Below are 15,742 nucleotides of genomic sequence, written 5' to 3' on the forward strand. Positions count from 1 at the left end.
GACTATGACGCTGCGTCAACCCTCCATGCTGGCGGGCATGAGTGGTGAGGCGATTCGGGTTCATGGCCTGGAGAAGTCGTTCAAGGAGCTGCGTGTGTTGCGCGGCGTGGAGTTTGAGGTGGCGAAGGGGAGCATTTTTGCGTTGCTCGGGTCGAATGGGGCCGGGAAGACCACCGTGGTGAAGATTCTGGCCACCTTGGTGAAGGCGGATGGCGGGGCCGCGCAGGTCAACGGATTTGATGTCGGGATGCAGGCCGCGGAGGTTCGGAGGTCGATCAGTCTTACCGGGCAGTTTGCGGCGGTGGACGAGATTCTGACCGGGCGGGAGAATCTTGTTCTGGTTGCCAAGCTGCGGCATCTCGAGGGGCCGGGTGCGATCGCGGATGAGCTGCTGGGGCAGTTCTCGCTGAGTGAGGCCGGCGGGCGGCGGGTGGCGACCTATTCCGGGGGGATGCGGCGACGGCTGGACATCGCCATGAGCCTGATCGGGGAGCCGCCGGTTATTTTTCTGGATGAGCCGACCGCCGGGCTTGATCCGGAGGGGCGGATCGAGGTGTGGGCGGCGGTGAAGGAGCTCGCGAAGGGTGGCACGACCGTGCTGCTCACGACGCAGTATCTGGATGAGGCGGAGCAACTCGCCGACCGGATCGCGATCCTGCATGAGGGGCGGATCCTGGTGAACGGGACGCTGCAGGAGCTCAAGCGGTTGTTGCCGGCCGCCGAGGTGGAGTATGTCGAGAAGCAGCCGACGCTCGAGGATGTCTTTCTGAGCCTGGTGGGGAGCCGGAAATGATTCGGGACACCGCTACTCTGCTGAGTCGGTCGCTGCGCCATATCGCGCGCAGCCCGGACACCATCATCACGACTGCGATCATGCCGGTTGGCTTCATGCTGTTGTTCGTCTACGTGTTCGGGGGCGCGATCCGGACGGGGTCGGACTCGTACGTCAACTATCAGCTGCCCGGGATTCTGCTCATCACGATCGCGTCGGGGATCGCGTACACCGCCTATCGGTTGTTCCTGGATCTGCAGAGTGGGATCTTCGAGCGCTTCCAGTCGATGCCGATCGCGCGGTCCGCCGTGTTGTGGGCGCATGTGCTGACGTCGCTGGTCGCCAATCTGATCTCGCTGGTGGTCGTTGTCCTCGTTGCGCTGGTGATGGGGTTCCGGAGCGGGGCGAACTTCTGGGCGTGGCTCGGGGTTGCCGGGATTCTGGTGTTGTTCACGCTCGCGCTGACGTGGATCGCCGTGATTCCCGGGCTGACCGCGAAGTCGGTGGACGGCGCGAGCGCTTTCTCGTACCCGCTGATATTTCTGCCGTTCATCAGTTCGGCTTTTGTGCCCACCGATTCCATGCCCGGCCCGGTGCGTGCTTTCGCGGAGCATCAGCCGGCGACCGCTATCGTCAACACGATCCGGGATCTGTTCGCCCAGGAGCCCGTCGGTAATGGTGTCTGGATCGCCCTCGGGTGGTGCCTCGGCGTCCTCGTGGTCGCCTACGTGCTGGCTACCCTCACCTACCGCCGCAAGATCGCCTGACGAGCATGCTGACGATCAGCCAATTGGCGACCTACTCCGGCGTTACCGTGCGGGCGGTGCGGCACTACCACCAGATCGGACTGCTGCCCGAGCCGGAGCGGGATGCTTCCGGATATCGACGGTACGGGCCGACGGCGGTCCTGCGGCTCGTCAAGATCCGCACTCTCGCCGATGCCGGGGTGCCGCTGGCTCGGATCGCTCGGATGCTCGAAGCCGATGCGCCGGCCTTCGCCGAGGCGATCGCGCAGATCGATGATCAGCTGCGGAGCGAGATCGATCGGTTGGAGACCAGCCGTAAGCAGATCGCCCAGCTCACCAGTGGTGACGGCCTGACGCTCCCGCCGGAGGTGATCGGCTATCTCAATCGGCTCCGGGAGATCGGGGTGAAGGGGCGGGTATTGGAGGGTGAGCGGGACGGGTGGATCCTGATCACGGCTCGCTGGCCCGATCGCGTCCGCGAATGGATTCCGGCGAAATTCGAGGAGCTGAAGGACCCGAGGGTCGTGAAGCTCTACCAGATCCTCTCCACGATCGCTGACAGCACGGCGATCGACGAGCCACTTCTGGTGGAGGCCGCCGACATCATGGCTGAGCTCGCCGAGCAGGCGGCCGCTGCCGGGCACACTGACCTCGATCCGGATGCGAAGGACGAGCTGCCGTTCGATCTCCTGGACGCTCTCGCTGTGGAGTACGACCCGCGGGCGGCCCGGATGCGGGAACTCATGCGTGAGCGCGGCTGGGTCAGTTGGACCCGGATGGAGCGCGTGACGGAGTAGCTTCGAGCCATGGCCAGATTCACGGTGAGCTCGGAGGTGGGCGCACCCGCGACGAAGGTCTGGGACGCCCTGGTTGATTGGCCGCGGCACGGGGACTGGGTGCCGCTCACGCGCGTGTGGGTGACGACGGATCGGGCCGATGGGGTCGGGGCGGAGTTTGTCGGACGGACCGGGCTCGGGCCGGTCGCGTTCGACGATCCGATGCGGGTGGTCCGGTGGGAGCCGCCGGACGGCGACAAGCGGGGGCTGTGCGAGGTGGTGAAGGTCGGTCGCGTGTTGCACGGCCGGGCCTGGTTCTCGGTGACGCCCCTGCCCGGCGGCCGGTGCCAGGTCGTCTGGGACGAGGACGTGACGGTGACGCCGGTGCGGGTGACCCGGTTCGGTGCGCCGCTGTTGTCCCTGGTCGGCAAGGCGGGTTTCGTAATGATGCTGCGCGCGATGGCCCGTGAGGTCGAGGGCAAGTAGGCGCGCTCGGCGGCCACAAAAAGCGGACAATCAGCCCCGCTCGGCGGTCACCAGCTCGCGGACGGCGGGGGCTACCTCGGCGGCGAATTCCTCGATGGCGGAGGGGTCATCGGTGGCGAGGATGAAGGTGCTGATGCCGTGTTCGAGGGTGAGGCCGGCGAGGTCTTCGGCCCACTGTTCGGCCGGGCCGTCCAGGAATGAGCGGCCGAATTCGCTGAACGTGCCGTTGATGTTGAGCAGGCGGCGGACAGCGGCCGGTTCGCGGCCGGAGGCGAGCGCGCTGTCGTCGATATGCTTGTTGATCTCGGCGTAGTCGGCCGGGCCGCCCTTGAGGTACGAGAGCGACGGCAGCACCCCGTCGGCGGCCTTACCGATCAGGCGCAGCATCTTCGGCTTGTACGCGCCGACCCAGATGCTCATGTCGTGCGCCGGCGCCGGACCGCGCTTGAGACCGGATACCTGGTAGTACTCGCCATGAATGTTCACAGGGCCGACAGCGGAAGAATCCCATACCGCGCGGACAACCTTGATGGCCTCGCCCAGCGCCGCGACGGATTCGCCCGCGGTCAATCGGCGAGCACCCATAGCCTCGATGCCGTCCCAGAATGCGCCCGCTCCCAACGCCATTTCGATGCGGCCGCCGCTCAGCCTGTCCAGGCTCGCGTGACTACGGGCCAGCAGGGCCGGCTGCCGTAGCGGAAGGCTCAGGACGTTGCCACTCAAACGGATCCGGGACGTGAGCGCTGCGGCGTACGAAATCAAAGTCCAGGTGTCATGAAAGCGCGGCAGATAGGGGTGGTCCTGAAATGTCGCCAGGTCGAGCCCGGCCCGATCGGCGACCACGGCCAGCTCGACGGCCTGCTGCACCGGCTGGGCCGTGGGCGTGATGAACGTACCGAAAAGCAGGTCGTGGCCGTAGTCGGTCATCGCGTCTCCACAGTGATGTTGAAGTTGTCGCGGAAGAGGTTGTGCGGGTCGTAACGCAGTTTCAGCTCGCGCAGCCGCGCGAGAGTGGCCGGCGGGAATGCGGTTTCGAGCGCCGAAAGGTCGGTTTCGAAGCTCAGATAGAGGCCCTCGAAATGCCCGCTGAGCTCGGCCCATGCGGCATCAACCCGGCGCTTCGAGGAGCCCATCACGATGACCGAGAAATTCGCCGACCGATGGGCGTACGCGGTGGCGTCCGAAGGCACATCGCTGACCGCCCCGCCAACCGTGCGGATCTGGAACCAGTGCACCGCGCCGCTGTTCAGCAACGTGACCGCGGCTCGCGCGAATTCCGGCGTCAGGTGTTCGATCAGGCCCGAGCGTGAGGTCGGTTCGCCCGCGCCCTGGTGATAACCGTCGGCCGCGTTCGCCATGACTCCCGCGTACGGCGTGAGAATGACGTTCTGCTGATAGAGCGGCGCCACCGAGGCGATCGGCTGGAGCTGTTCGACGATCGTTTCGGGGTCGTCGTTGTCGACCACGGCCATCAATTGGGCGAAGGCGGGTTGTCCCGCGCGGGGTGGGCCCATGATGAGCTGGCCGCTGACGTCGCGCGGTGCGGCCTCGATTGCCCGGCCCCATTTGACCAGCAGATCGGCCTGGTTGTCGGCGGCCACCACGAGTTGCGCGAAACCGACGTTGCCGACCTCGTACACCTCGAATTCGAAAGAGGTCACGACGCCGAAATTGGCGCCGGCGCCTCGCACAGCCCAGAAGAGGTCCGCATTCTCGGTGGCTGAGGCGCGCACGATCGCGCCGTCGGCGAGGACCATTTCCACCGCGGTCAGATGGTCGATGGTGAGGCCGTGTTTACGGGCCAGCCAGCCGACGCCACCCGCCGTCGCGAGACCCCCGACGCCGACACCGCCGTAGTCGCCCGAACTCAGCGCCCAGCCGTACGGAAGCAGCGCCTGCGCCACGTCCGTCCAGCGTGCGCCCGGTCCGACCCGGATGAGGCGCCGCGACTCGTCGAGGATCTCGATCGTGTTCAGCGCCGCGACGCTGAGCACGATGCCACCGTCGTTTGTGGAGCGTCCGCTGACCCCGTGGCCGGCGCTGCGCAGGCTGAACGGCAGCTCAGGGTGCTCGCGGACGTAGGCGAGCGCGTCCACGACCCCGGCGGTCGTGCGCGGTCGCAGCACGAGGCCCGGGGCGCCGCCGCGCATGTAGGTCGAGCGGACCCGCGCGTAGTCCAGGTCACCGGGTTCGACGGCGGTTTCGGCGAGGCTCGCGGGGAGGGAGTCGTAGGCGATGCCGGGGCGGCGCTTTGCTCGTACTGAAGCGGGCCGGAAAACGGACGGCCCGGCGGCCTCCCGCAAGCTTCCCCACGACGTGAGCTCTGTTACACCCCGCACGAGGAACGTGTCCGCACCGAGCTTGAGAAGATCATCCGCGGTCAGCCCCGGCTCGATGATCAAAATCCGACGAACCTCGAGAGGGTCACGCCCGGCTTCTGCCGCGGCCTCATCAATTGTCTTGTACGCCGTGACGAGATCATCAACGTCCTCCGAGGCAGCAACCCAGCCATCCGCCGTACGCCCGGCAAGCTGCTCGTTACCGGTCAGCCAGACCGGGATCCGATGAGCCGGCAGCGGCCCGCGCTGGGCCTGCGGAACCCGGTGGTGCCTGCCGAGATGACGCAGCGGCCCGGCCTCCCCCGCATCCAGGACCCCCCGCACGATATCGGTCACCTCGTCGAGATGATCGCCACTGAGCCCGATGTTGAGCCGCCCGCCGGAGAGCAGGTCAAGGCTGGCCGCAGCGCGGGCCAGCACGGTGGGCTCCCGCTGCGACACGTCGAGGCCGATGACGGCGAGCCCGATCCTCTCGGTCCGCCCGGCTATCCAGGTCAGCAGCGTCCAGGGGTCTTCGGCGGACGCCGGGCCGTCGGAGATCGCCACGAGGTCGTAGCCCAGTTCCTCGGCCCGGATCGCCTCGGCCACCGTGGTGACCAGCGCGCCGAACCGTAGCGGGTGCTTCATCGCGGTAGCCCTCCACGAACCATGGTTGATGTGTCAACTCGTTGATACATCAACCGGCCGGTGATCTGCAAACAGACGTAATATTCAACGCGTGACCACGACCCCCGACGTCTCCGCCGCGTGGCAGGCGTACCAGCGCATGCGTGTGCTGCTGAACGGGCAGATCAACCGTGAGCTGGGCCGCTCCACCGGGCTGTCGGAGGCCGACTACGACATCCTGTTCTTCCTGGAGCAGTCCCAGGACAGCAGTGTGCGCTCCATCGCCCTGCGCTGCGGCCTGGCCTGGGAGAAATCCCGCCTGTCACACCAGCTGCGCCGGATGGAGCAGCGCGGGCTGATCGAAAAAGCCCCGGGCGCGGTGATCCACCTCACCGACAAGGGCCGCGAACAGATCGCCGCCGCGCGCGACTGCCACGAGGCCGCTGTCCGGCGATACTTCGGCGACGTCCTCTCCGCCGAGCAACTCGCCGCGCTCGCCACGATCTCCGACCAGGTCGTGGCCAGACTCACGCAGGATTCGCCGCACCATGCGCACTAAAGTCGAGATCATGCCCATTCTTCAGGTCATCGTGGCCAGTACGCGTCCCGGCCGCATCGGCCTCCCGATCGCCACCTGGGCGGCCGAGGCCGCATCCCAGGTCGGTGCATTCGACGTCGAGCTGGTCGACCTCGCGGAGTTCGACCTGCCCCTGCTCGACGAGCCCAACCACCCGCGGCTGCGCCAATACACGAAAGAGCACACGCTGCGCTGGAGCGAGACCATCGCCCGCGGCGACGCGTTCGTGATCGTGCACCCGGAGTACAACTACAGCTTCAACGCCACCATCAAGAACGCCATCGACTACCTGCACCAGGAATGGGCGGACAAGCCGGTCGCCTTCGTGAGCTACGGCGGCGTCTCCGCCGGCCTCCGCGCCACCCAGGCCCTCAAGCAGGTCGTCACGACCCTGCGCATGGTCCCCATCTTCGAAGCGGTCCCGATCCCCTTCGCCGGCCAGTTCCTCAACGACGAGGGCGAATTCGTCCCCAACGAGGTCATCACCGCAGGCATCGCCCCGATGGTGAACGAGCTGGCGCGACTGCACGGCGCGCTCTCCACGCTGCGTAAGTAACGGTCGCGGGGCGGCTGCTCGAAGCCGCCCCGTCCTCAGTAGCCCAGATCGGCGGCGAGGACCTTGAGTTTTTCGGGGAGGTCGATCTTCGGGACGGGGCGGGCCTGTTGGACCGCGCCGGTCTGGATCTTTTCCTGCCAGTCGCCGAGGCCTGCTACAAGCGGGCCGTGGTCGGCTTGGCCGTAGTCGACCATGGCGGGCTGGAAGTCGACGCCGAGGTAGGCGCAGATCTTCCTGGCCTCCGCTGCCGGGTCGCGGGTGAGGTCTTCGTAGCGGACCGTGTGGCCGCCCGGGAGGTTGTCGCGGGCCTCGCGCAGGGCGGTCAGGTATTTGGTGACGCTGGCGATCGCTTCCTCTTCCGTCTGCGCCGTCCGGGCTCGTTGCCAGGAGTCGAGGATGGAGGCGGGGTGGCGGAGGAGGTAGATGAATTTGGCGTCGGGGAAGGCCTGGCCGACTCGAGCCCACTGGAAGACCAGGTTGGGGGTCTTCTCGACCAGGATCTTCTTGCCGCTGTTCTGCAGGGCGCGGGTGAGGAGCCGGTCCCAGATCATGTTCTGCAGTTCGCGTTCGTTGAAGCCGAGGGCGTCCATCGCCTTCTGGGCGGCCGGGATCTCGAGTTTCACCCTGACGTGGGCGAGGTGCAGCTCGTGCGGGGCGTACACGTCGGTGTGGCTGTCGAGGATCATGCGGAGCAGGGTTGAGCCGGAGCGTACCGACGAGAAGATGAATGCCGGTGCGGAGAGGTCGCGGTGGGGGTTCGGGATCAGCCGGAGCTTGCCTTCGCGCCTGACGACCTGCATGCCGGTGCTGCGCGCTAAACGGACATTAACCCTTTTTCGCCATGCCATGAAAGTTGACCCTAGGGGTCGACTTTGTGGAGAAGAAATCCAGATGCTGTGGGATTCCTAGGAGTTCACTCGAAACGGGCGGGGTCTCCGGCGCCGATCCTCAGGATCTCGGGTTCGCCTTCGGAGAGGTCGACGACGGTGGTCGGCACGGTGCCGCACTCTCCGGAGTCGATGACCGCGTCGAGTGAGTGGTCGAGGCGTTCCTTGATCTCCCAGCCCTGGGTCAGCGGCTCCTCCTCGCCGGGCAGGAGCAGCGTGCTGGACAGCAGCGGTTCCCCCAGCTCGGCGAGGATCGCCTGCGTTACCGCGTGCTCCGGGATGCGTACACCCACGGTCTTCTTCTTGGGGTGCAGCAGGCGCCGGGGCACCTCGCGGGTGGCCGGCAGGATGAACGTGTAACTGCCCGGCGTCGACGCCTTGACCAGCCGGAACACCGCGTTGCTGATCTGCACGAACTGGCCTAGCTGGGCGAAGTCGCGGCAGACCAGGGTGAAGTGGTGGCCGCTGCCGAGATGGCGGATGTCGCGGATCCGGTCGAGCCCTCCGGCGTTGCCGATCCGGCATCCGAGCGCGTAACAGCTGTCCGTCGGGTACGCGATCAGCCCGTCGTCCTGCAGGATCCCCACGACCTGGTTGATCGCTCGGGGCTGCGGGTTGTCCGGGTGCACGTCGAAGTACTTAGCCACCTGATGAGACTAGGGGGTGATCGCTGACGACGCGGGCGCGCGCCAGCAAGATCACGCCCAGTGCCGCAGCCAGCGCGCTGCAGCCGGCGACCATTGCGCCGGCCGAGCCGCCGGTGACCCGCTCGCCCAGCAGGATGAGGCCGATCGCGGCGGCGGCCACGGGGTTGGCGAGGGTGCCGACGGCCAGCGGCGCGCCCAGGCCGTCGCGGTAGGAGCGCTGGGAGAAGAGCAGCCCCGCGCAGGCCAGCACCACGATGGCCACGACGGTGACGATCCCGAGGACCCCGATGCCGTCGCCGGTCAGATTCACCACGAAGGTCTGGGTCAGCGCCGACGAGACGCCGAACGCGATGCCTCCCGCGGCCGCGGCCCAAAGACCGGACGCGCTCCAGGCGCCCAGCGCGGTCAGGGCGGCGGCGGTGATCAATAGCAGCCCGATGAGCTGGGCACCGCTGAGGACGCCCACACCGGCCGAGCCCGCGAGCGCGAGGATTCCGCCGAGCCCGAGAACGGTCATGGCGATGCCGTGCCACTCGATGTGGGTGACGGCGCGGCGGGCGAGCACCGCGCCCACGGGCACGGCGAGCACGAGGGTCAGCACACCGAACGGCTGGACCAGGGACAACGGCCCGAAGCGGAGGGCGCCGACGTGCAGCAGCGCACCGAGGCCGTTCAACGCGATCGCCGCCCACCAGACGGGCAGGCGCAGGAGGGTCCCGAGGTGTTTGTCGGCTACGCGTTCCTGCAGGACCGCCGCGGCCGCATACGCCACCGCAGAGGTGACGCAGAGCAGGACCGCGACGACAACCCCCATGAATTCGACCGTACGCGCGGACGGTTACCCGGCGCGTCCTCCCTGTGCGGTAGTCCCGTCGGCGCCCGGCTACCACGGAAGCAGTACTCGACGCGTACGGGTAGCCTTGCGATCTCGGACCGCGACCGGGGGGAATCGGTGTGAGAGGGCTGCGCAGGCGCTGCGAACAACGCCTCGCGGGGCTGGCGATCCCCACTCCGTTCGATCTGGACGCTTTTGCGGCTGTTGTCGCCGCACACCGCAAACGTCCGCTGACTCTGCGGCCGATGCCCGGCCTCGGTATCGGCGCGCCGTGTGGATTGTGGATCTCCCTGGCGGAGGCCGACTACGTCTTCTACGACCCGGGCACGTCACGCCTGCACGCGGAGCACATCGTGCTGCACGAGCTCGCCCACATGCTCAGCGAGCACAGCACCGGCCTCGACCTCGCCGGTGGCGCGCTGGGCCGGCTCGTTCCCGACCTCGACCCGAAAACCGTCGAACGCATCCTCGGGCGGGTCAGCTACACGACCGCCCAGGAGCGGGAGGCCGAGATGCTCGCCTCCATGATCCGCGCCCGTGCCGCGTCACCCGCCCGCAACGGCGGCGACTCCCTCGGCCGCCTGGCCGAAGTATTGAAGTTCCGCCCGTGACCGGTCCGCTCAGCGTGACCCTGCTGGTCCTGCTGTGGGGTACGGCGCTGGTCCGGGTCCCGACCCTGTGGCGCGACGCGCAGCAGCGGGCGATGTGGGCGACGATCGCGCTGCTCGCGCTGGTCAAGACGGTGGCCCTGCCCGGCGTCAACGACTGGCTCGGCACCTGGATCCCACACCCGGAGAAATCTCCCCAGCTGCTGGGCGTCGCCGCCGGCTTCTTCCTGCTGCGCTTCATCCTCCTGATCAACGGCGAAAAAGCCCGGTGGGAACAGGTCGTGCTGCCCGTTGCGGTGATCATCGTTCTGGTGCCGTTGCCGGGTACGCATCCCGCGTACTGGGTCGTGCTGAACGGCTACGTGGTCAGCGTGCTGACGATCTCCGGGGCCATCGTCTGGCGGGTGAGCCGCCCGGCGCCGCCCGGTCTGCTGCGGCTGGGGCTGCGGGCGATCGCGGTCGGCGTACTGATCATCGCGTCCTACGGGGTCGTCAAGACCAGCCTCATCGTCGCGCACGGGCTGGGCATCCCGGTCACCTTCGATCCGATCCAGCCGCAGGCCGACGCCATCCGCGCCCTCGGCACGATCCTCGCGGTGGGCGGCGCCGCTGTCCCGGCTACGAGCAGGCTAAGGACGGTGGTCGGCGAATACCGGTCGCTGTGGGCACTGCGTCCACTGTGGCGCGTCATGCGTCGTACGTTTCCCGAGGTCATTCTCTTCTCCCGGCGCCGGGCCCTGGTCGAGCTGAGCGGGGTCGAGGCGGTGCAGCTCCGGGTCTACCGGCGGGTCATCGAAATCCGCGACGGGATGCTGACGCTGCGCGATTATCTGCCCGCGGACGGCCTGCACTCGGCGGCCGCGTTCCTGGGCGCCCAGGCGACCCCGGCGTTGGTCGAGGCCTGCGGAATCGCGCTCGCCCTGGAGCGCCACCGCCACGGCTCGCAGGCCCTGGAAACCGGCGCACGCTGGACGGACACCAGCACGGCCGGCGAACTGGGCGAGGAGATCGCCTGGCTCAGCGCGGTCAGCGCGGCCTACCGGGACAACCGGCCGGCGCAATTCACGCGTGCGGCGTCAGCCTGATTCTTTTTTGCGGTCGCGTTCCAGCTCCCACACCTTGCGGACCAGCTCGCCGATCGTGTCGCGACTGCTCTGCGACACATCCGCCGCCCGCAACGCTATCTCGGTGACTTTGGCGTCTCGCAGGGTCCGGAGCAACTCAAGCTGACCGTCGACCTTGCGCGCCTCGTCGTCATCCAGGAAATACGCGACGGGTACGCCGAAAAAGGCCGCCAATCCCCGCAGGTGCTGAATCGTGGGGTTGTCCCGCCGCCCCGTGCGCAGTTGCCAGATATACGTGTGGGAAATGGCGATCCCCTGGTCACGCCGGATCGCTTCGGCCACCGCCATGTAGCTGATCTCGGTCTGACCGGCTCCACGCACCTGCCGGAAGAGCTGGTCCAGTTTGGCCGCGATGGAGATGTCGGAGCCCACCGGTTCCCCTCTCCCCCATGCCGTGCCGCACCGCTCACCCCGGGCGGCGCCGCTCGCAGTCCCTGTTTCCGGACTGCCTGCCGGCGGCGCCGCAATTTTCCGATCGTACCGATGTAGCACGGCCGCCACGTCGATGCCCATGAGCAACCAACTGGGCTGCACATCCCCCGATGTGCGCATCAACGAACGACCGTAAACTCAGATTTACGAAGCTCGACGTGAGCGTAAACGATGGACAGTCGTCACTCAACCCATCGATAGGATCGTTTGCATGACGGACATCGTGGAGAGTGCGGAAACCTCAACCCTGCTCGACGAGCTGACCCGGATGACGGGGCGCGAAGATCCCTACCCCCGCTATCACCGGCTCCAGGAGATTTCCCCGCTGGTCCGCGCCGAGGACGGCGCCCTGGTGGCCACCCGCTACGCCGACTGCGCCGCGATAACCCGCGACCCACGCCTCGGCCACGTGCCGTCCCACATGCTCGACTTCGTCAGCCCCGGCTGGAACGACCACCCGGCCCTGCGCCAGCTCTTCACCAGCATCCTGACCATCAACCCGCCGGACCACACCCGCCTGCGCCGCCTGGTCAGCTCCTCCTTCACCGCCCGCCGCGTCCAGGCCCTGCGCCCCACGATCACCCGGATGGTCGACGACCTCCTCGACGGGATGTCCGGCGACACCGACTTCATCACCGCGTTCGCCTTCCCCCTGCCGGTCAACGTCATCGGCGAGCTCCTCGGCATCCCGCCCGCCGACCGGGCCCAGTTCCAGCACCTGGTCCGCGACTGGACCCAGGTTCTCGAGCAGATCAACCCGGCCGTGCTCGAAACCGCTGATCCGGCGGCGGCGACGATCCGGGCGTACCTGTCGGACCTGGCCGCGGACCGGCGTGCCGCACCGCGGGACGACCTCATCAGTGCCCTGGTCCTGGCCGAGGAGGACGGCGAGAAACTCACCGAGGACGAGCTGCTCACCATGGCGGGCCTGCTGTTCGCCGCCGGTTTCGAGACCACGACCAACCTGCTGGCCAACAGCCTGATGGCGCTGCTGCACAACCCGGACCAGCTCGCCCTGCTCCGCAACAAGCCGGAGATCGCCCGGGAAGCCGTCGACGAGCTCCTGCGCTACGACACCCCCGTGCAGCTCCTGACCCGCGTCGCCTGGGAGGACGTCGAGATCGCCGGCATCCCGATCTCCGGCGGCGACCGCATCGTCGCCTACCTCGGCGCCGGCAACCGCGACCCGCAACGCTTCCCCGACCCGGACCGCCTCGACCTCACCCGACCGGACAACGGCCCGCTCTCGTTCGGGGGCGGCATCCATTACTGCCTGGGCGCACCGCTGGCCCGCATGGAGGCGGAGATCGCCTTGCCCGCGCTGGTCCGGCGCTTCCCGGAGCTCCGGCTCGCCGGAGATCCCGTCCGCCGGAACAGCCTCACGCTGCGCGGTTACACCAGCCTGCCGGTGAACACCGGCTCCTGAGAGCAAGACAGATGCCGGCCGGGGTACGCCCTGGAGCGGGATCGGTGGCCGGCGGCGCTTCGACGACTGAAAACGTCGGAAAATAGGAGCGCCGCTGCGAATTCCACGGGGGAAGAACTCGCAACGGCGTCCTTGAAAGAGTATCGATCGGGGCGGTTGTTGTCCATCCGTACCGTCGATCATGAAGCTCGATCCGAAGCGGCGGCGGTGGATGGCCGGTCGGCCGAGGTCAGCGAGGTGCTGATCGGGGCAAGCGGTTCTAGTCGGACACTCCGACGGCCGGTGCCTCGGCGCTGCGGGACAGCAGCTTCTTGCGCTGCTTGACCGGGAGGCGGTCGACGTAGAGCAGGCCGTCCAGGTGGTCGGTCTCGTGCTGGAGGCAGCGCGCGAGCAGGCCCGTTCCGTCGATGCGGACGGGTTCGCCGTGCATGTCGACGCCGGTCACGTAGGAGGTGACCGGGCGGCCGACGTCGGCTCGCACCCCGGGGACGGAGAGGCAGCCTTCGCTGTCGACCTCGAGGCCGCGGTCGTCGGGCAGGTGCAGGACCGGGTTGACGACGTGCGCGACCACGTGGGTCTCCGTCTCGTCCGGGCAGTCGACCACGAAGACCCGGGCGTCCACGCCGATCTGGTTGGCGGCGAGTCCCACCCCCTCGGCGGCGGCCATGCTGGCGAACATGTCCGCGATCAGCTGCTCCAGGGCATCGTCGAAGACTGTCACTTCGGCGCAGCGCCGGTGGAGCACCGGATTGCCGTAACGGGTTATCGGTCGTGGGGTTCCTGCCCGGGTCTGCACGGCCCCATTCTAGTTTTCGGCTGCACCACCGTCGGAGTCTGCTTCCGAGGTGTCGCGACGTGCGGCACGGGAGGCGGCGCCGGCGGCCGTGCTCACCCAGTTCGCCGCCTTGCCGGCCTGCGATCCGGCCCAGTCGCCGAGGTCGGCAGCCCCGCCGCCGACCCTGCGGGCCAGGGTGACGAGCGGGTCCTGGGAGTTGCGGAACGTCTCGCGGTAATGGGCGGCGGCCGCCTTCACGTCCGCCGTCACCGAGGCGTTGCCGTCGGAGTCGCGGCGGTCGTAGTCGCCACCGAGGATGCGGGCGTAGTCGCCTGAATCCACCCACTTGCGCAGCTCGGCCGCGCGGGCCACCGGAACCGGGACGCTGGTCCAGGCGGTCATACCGATCTTGTGGAAGCTGTCGCGCAGGTCGCCGCCGCCCTCGTACTCCGCTGCCTGCTCGAGGAACGCCGCGGTGTCGATCTGCGAGAGGTCGCCGCCGCCCGCCATCTTCATCAGCAACCGGATCGAGGCCGCCGGGTCCTGATCGGCGAGCAGACCCGCCCGGTCCGCGGATAGTTCGGCCTTGCGCCACCATTCGTACATGGCGGCGATGATGGCGCGCAGGGCGATCACGCCGACGGGGATCCAGCTGACATTGGTGGCCCAGCGGGTCAGGATCATCATGATCGTCTGGTAGACGGCGTGGCCGCTGCGGACGTGGCCGATCTCGTGGCCGAGCAGCGCCCGGAGCTCGTCGTCGTCGAGCTTCTCCACCGCGGCCGTCGAGATCACGATGAACGGCTTGTCCATGCCGATCGCCTGGCTGTGGATCGCGGGGTTCTGGGCTACGAACAGCTCGGGCAGCTCGGCGATGTCCAGCGTCGTGGCGGCCTCGGTGAACCGCTGGTAGACCCGCGGGTACTGCCGGTGGTCGACGCGGACCGCACCGGCCAGGTACTGCAGCCGGAAACCGCGCTCGTTCCACATCCCGAAGAACGCCCGGACGACGTCGTCGAAGCCCCGCAGCTCGCGCAGCGCGGTGAGCGCGCCCCGATCCGCGGGGTGTTCCCAGGCACGCGAACTGATACCGGTCAGCGTCACCCGCTGCCGAACAGGCTGGCTCATGGCTGCTCCCTCACATGATGATTGACCCCAAGAGCGTCACCGCCGGGCCTGCCTCCGCGCATCGGCTCCTGGCCCGAACTACCGCCCGCGCCCTGCGACTTTCGGCCGACCCCCGCGGGTCACGGAAGACCTCAGCCTGAGGTGTTTTTGAGGTACGCCCGGACTTGTTACGATCTTGTTACGCGACCATGCTCGGGGCATGCGGATAGCAGGTGCCCCCATCTCCTGGGGCGTGAGCGAGGTTCCCGGCTGGGGCTACCAGCTGCCCGTCGAGCAGGTGCTGAGCGACATGCGTGACGTGGGCCTGAGCGCCACGGAGTTCGGCCCCGACGGCTTCCTGCCCCACGACGACATTCTCGGCGAATACGGCCTGCGGGCGGTCGGCGGTTTCATCCCGGTCGTACTGCACGAGGGCGACCCGGAAGTGGACCTGAACCGTTTTGTGCGAGCAAAGGCGGACACCGTTGTCCTCGCCGCCTCCACCGGGCTGGACGGCTACGACACCCGCCCGGTTCTGGACGACGCCGGCTGGAAACGCCTGCTCTCCAATCTGGACAGACTCGCCGAAGCAGCCCGGTCCAAAGGCCTGACCGCTGTGCTGCACCCGCACGTCGGCACGATGATCGAGCGCCCGGATGACGTGCAACGCGTCCTGGACGGCTCGGAAATCCCCCTGTGCCTCGACACCGGCCACCTCCTGATCGGCGGCACCGACCCGGCCGAGCTCGCCGAACGGGCCGGCCAGCGCATCGCGCACGTCCACGCGAAGGACGTCGACGCAACGCTCGCCACCGAGGTCCGCGAGGGACGGCGTGCCTTCACGGATGCGGTGCGGGCAGGCATGTTCCGGCCGATCGGCGACGGAGATGTCGACTTCGAGCGGGTCGTGGCCGCCCTGCGGAAGCACGGCTACGACGGCTGGTGGGTTCTGGAGCAGGACACCATTCTGGCTGCCGAACCCACTGACGAAGGCCCGATCGCAGATGTACGCCGTAGCGCCGCCCGCCTCCTCGAACTCTGAA

18 protein-coding genes are annotated in these 15,742 nt (G+C 68.0%); 10 read left to right on the forward strand and 8 right to left on the reverse strand.

Annotated features, from left to right (window positions below):
* Nucleotides 1-4: 4 nt before the first annotated feature.
* Genes Ahu01nite_RS12375 through Ahu01nite_RS12390 form a run of 4 tightly spaced genes read left to right on the forward strand, consistent with a single transcriptional unit; the run spans nt 5 to nt 2,780 of the window.
* Nucleotides 5-793, forward strand: a complete 789-nt coding sequence (locus Ahu01nite_RS12375; protein WP_275411734.1) for an ABC transporter ATP-binding protein — start codon at nt 5-7, stop codon at nt 791-793.
* A complete protein-coding gene (locus Ahu01nite_RS12380; protein WP_203836620.1) occupies nt 790-1,539 on the forward strand; it encodes an ABC transporter permease in 750 nt (249 codons plus the stop codon). Before Ahu01nite_RS12375 ends, Ahu01nite_RS12380 begins: the two co-directional genes overlap by 4 nt.
* A gap of 5 nt (nt 1,540-1,544) precedes the next feature.
* Entirely contained in the window at nt 1,545-2,315 is a 771-nt protein-coding gene (locus Ahu01nite_RS12385; RefSeq protein WP_203836621.1) for a MerR family transcriptional regulator, read from the forward strand.
* A 9-nt stretch (nt 2,316-2,324) separates the two neighbouring features.
* Nucleotides 2,325-2,780 carry an SRPBCC family protein gene (locus Ahu01nite_RS12390; protein ID WP_203836622.1) on the forward strand — a complete coding sequence of 152 codons (456 nt, stop codon included), beginning with the start codon at nt 2,325-2,327 and terminating at the stop codon, nt 2,778-2,780.
* Between the two features lie 30 nt (nt 2,781-2,810).
* Here the strand turns inward: Ahu01nite_RS12390 and Ahu01nite_RS12395 are convergent, their stop codons facing one another.
* Together Ahu01nite_RS12395 and Ahu01nite_RS12400 are read right to left on the reverse strand one after the other, a co-directional pair.
* The gene (locus tag Ahu01nite_RS12395; RefSeq protein ID WP_203836623.1) at nt 2,811-3,707 is read right to left on the reverse strand and encodes an LLM class flavin-dependent oxidoreductase; all 897 of its coding nucleotides are present in this window, start codon (nt 3,705-3,707) and stop codon (nt 2,811-2,813) included.
* Nucleotides 3,704-5,746 (reverse strand): LLM class flavin-dependent oxidoreductase, encoded by a 2,043-nt coding sequence (locus Ahu01nite_RS12400; protein WP_203836624.1) that lies wholly within the window; start codon nt 5,744-5,746, stop codon nt 3,704-3,706. The genes Ahu01nite_RS12395 and Ahu01nite_RS12400 overlap by 4 nt, the downstream gene beginning before the upstream one ends.
* Nucleotides 5,747-5,837: 91 nt before the next feature.
* Here Ahu01nite_RS12400 and Ahu01nite_RS12405 point away from each other — a divergent pair, with 91 nt between their 5' ends.
* Both Ahu01nite_RS12405 and Ahu01nite_RS12410 read left to right on the forward strand, forming a co-directional pair.
* Nucleotides 5,838-6,284, forward strand: a complete 447-nt coding sequence (locus tag Ahu01nite_RS12405) for a MarR family winged helix-turn-helix transcriptional regulator (RefSeq protein ID WP_203836625.1) — start codon at nt 5,838-5,840, stop codon at nt 6,282-6,284.
* 10 nt (nt 6,285-6,294) lie between these two features.
* Entirely contained in the window at nt 6,295-6,858 is a 564-nt protein-coding gene (locus tag Ahu01nite_RS12410; protein WP_203836626.1) for an NADPH-dependent FMN reductase, read from the forward strand.
* 35 nt (nt 6,859-6,893) lie between these two features.
* Here the strand turns inward: Ahu01nite_RS12410 and Ahu01nite_RS12415 are convergent, their stop codons facing one another.
* From Ahu01nite_RS12415 to Ahu01nite_RS12425, 3 genes are all read right to left on the reverse strand, one after another.
* On the reverse strand, nt 6,894-7,658 hold the full coding sequence (locus tag Ahu01nite_RS12415) for a sulfotransferase family protein (protein ID WP_239158799.1): 765 nt from the start codon (nt 7,656-7,658) through the stop codon (nt 6,894-6,896).
* A 113-nt stretch (nt 7,659-7,771) separates the two neighbouring features.
* The gene (locus Ahu01nite_RS12420; protein ID WP_203836628.1) at nt 7,772-8,392 is read right to left on the reverse strand and encodes an L-threonylcarbamoyladenylate synthase; all 621 of its coding nucleotides are present in this window, start codon (nt 8,390-8,392) and stop codon (nt 7,772-7,774) included.
* The gene (locus Ahu01nite_RS12425) at nt 8,385-9,206 is read right to left on the reverse strand and encodes a DMT family protein (protein WP_203836629.1); all 822 of its coding nucleotides are present in this window, start codon (nt 9,204-9,206) and stop codon (nt 8,385-8,387) included. The genes Ahu01nite_RS12420 and Ahu01nite_RS12425 overlap by 8 nt, the downstream gene beginning before the upstream one ends.
* A 140-nt stretch (nt 9,207-9,346) precedes the next feature.
* Between Ahu01nite_RS12425 and Ahu01nite_RS12430 the strand changes: the two genes are divergently transcribed.
* Together Ahu01nite_RS12430 and Ahu01nite_RS12435 are read left to right on the forward strand one after the other, a co-directional pair.
* On the forward strand, nt 9,347-9,838 hold the full coding sequence (locus tag Ahu01nite_RS12430) for a hypothetical protein (RefSeq protein WP_239158800.1): 492 nt from the start codon (nt 9,347-9,349) through the stop codon (nt 9,836-9,838).
* A complete protein-coding gene (locus tag Ahu01nite_RS12435) occupies nt 9,835-10,920 on the forward strand; it encodes an MAB_1171c family putative transporter (protein ID WP_203836630.1) in 1,086 nt (361 codons plus the stop codon). The genes Ahu01nite_RS12430 and Ahu01nite_RS12435 overlap by 4 nt, the downstream gene beginning before the upstream one ends.
* Here the strand turns inward: Ahu01nite_RS12435 and Ahu01nite_RS12440 are convergent.
* Complete coding sequence (locus Ahu01nite_RS12440; RefSeq protein WP_203836631.1) at nt 10,912-11,331, reverse strand: helix-turn-helix domain-containing protein; 420 nt, start codon at nt 11,329-11,331, stop codon at nt 10,912-10,914. The two genes, Ahu01nite_RS12435 and Ahu01nite_RS12440, sit on opposite strands and share 9 nt — an antisense overlap.
* Before the next feature lie 271 nt (nt 11,332-11,602).
* Here Ahu01nite_RS12440 and Ahu01nite_RS12445 point away from each other — a divergent pair, with 271 nt between their 5' ends.
* Complete coding sequence (locus Ahu01nite_RS12445; RefSeq protein ID WP_203836632.1) at nt 11,603-12,817, forward strand: cytochrome P450; 1,215 nt, start codon at nt 11,603-11,605, stop codon at nt 12,815-12,817.
* Between the two features lie 259 nt (nt 12,818-13,076).
* On the opposite strand, the gene def is transcribed toward Ahu01nite_RS12445, so the two are convergent.
* Together def and Ahu01nite_RS12455 are read right to left on the reverse strand one after the other, a co-directional pair.
* Complete coding sequence (def, locus tag Ahu01nite_RS12450; protein WP_203836633.1) at nt 13,077-13,613, reverse strand: peptide deformylase; 537 nt, start codon at nt 13,611-13,613, stop codon at nt 13,077-13,079.
* Between the two features lie 9 nt (nt 13,614-13,622).
* Nucleotides 13,623-14,720, reverse strand: coding sequence for a M48 family metallopeptidase (locus tag Ahu01nite_RS12455; protein ID WP_203836634.1), 1,098 nt, complete (start codon nt 14,718-14,720; stop codon nt 13,623-13,625).
* Between the two features lie 199 nt (nt 14,721-14,919).
* Between Ahu01nite_RS12455 and Ahu01nite_RS12460 the strand changes: the two genes are divergently transcribed.
* Nucleotides 14,920-15,741 carry a TIM barrel protein gene (locus Ahu01nite_RS12460; RefSeq protein WP_203836635.1) on the forward strand — a complete coding sequence of 274 codons (822 nt, stop codon included), beginning with the start codon at nt 14,920-14,922 and terminating at the stop codon, nt 15,739-15,741.
* Nucleotide 15,742: the final 1 nt, after the last annotated feature.

It is taken from the genome of Winogradskya humida, from assembly GCF_016862215.1.
GTDB classification, from domain to species: Bacteria; Actinomycetota; Actinomycetes; order Mycobacteriales; family Micromonosporaceae; genus Actinoplanes; species Actinoplanes humidus.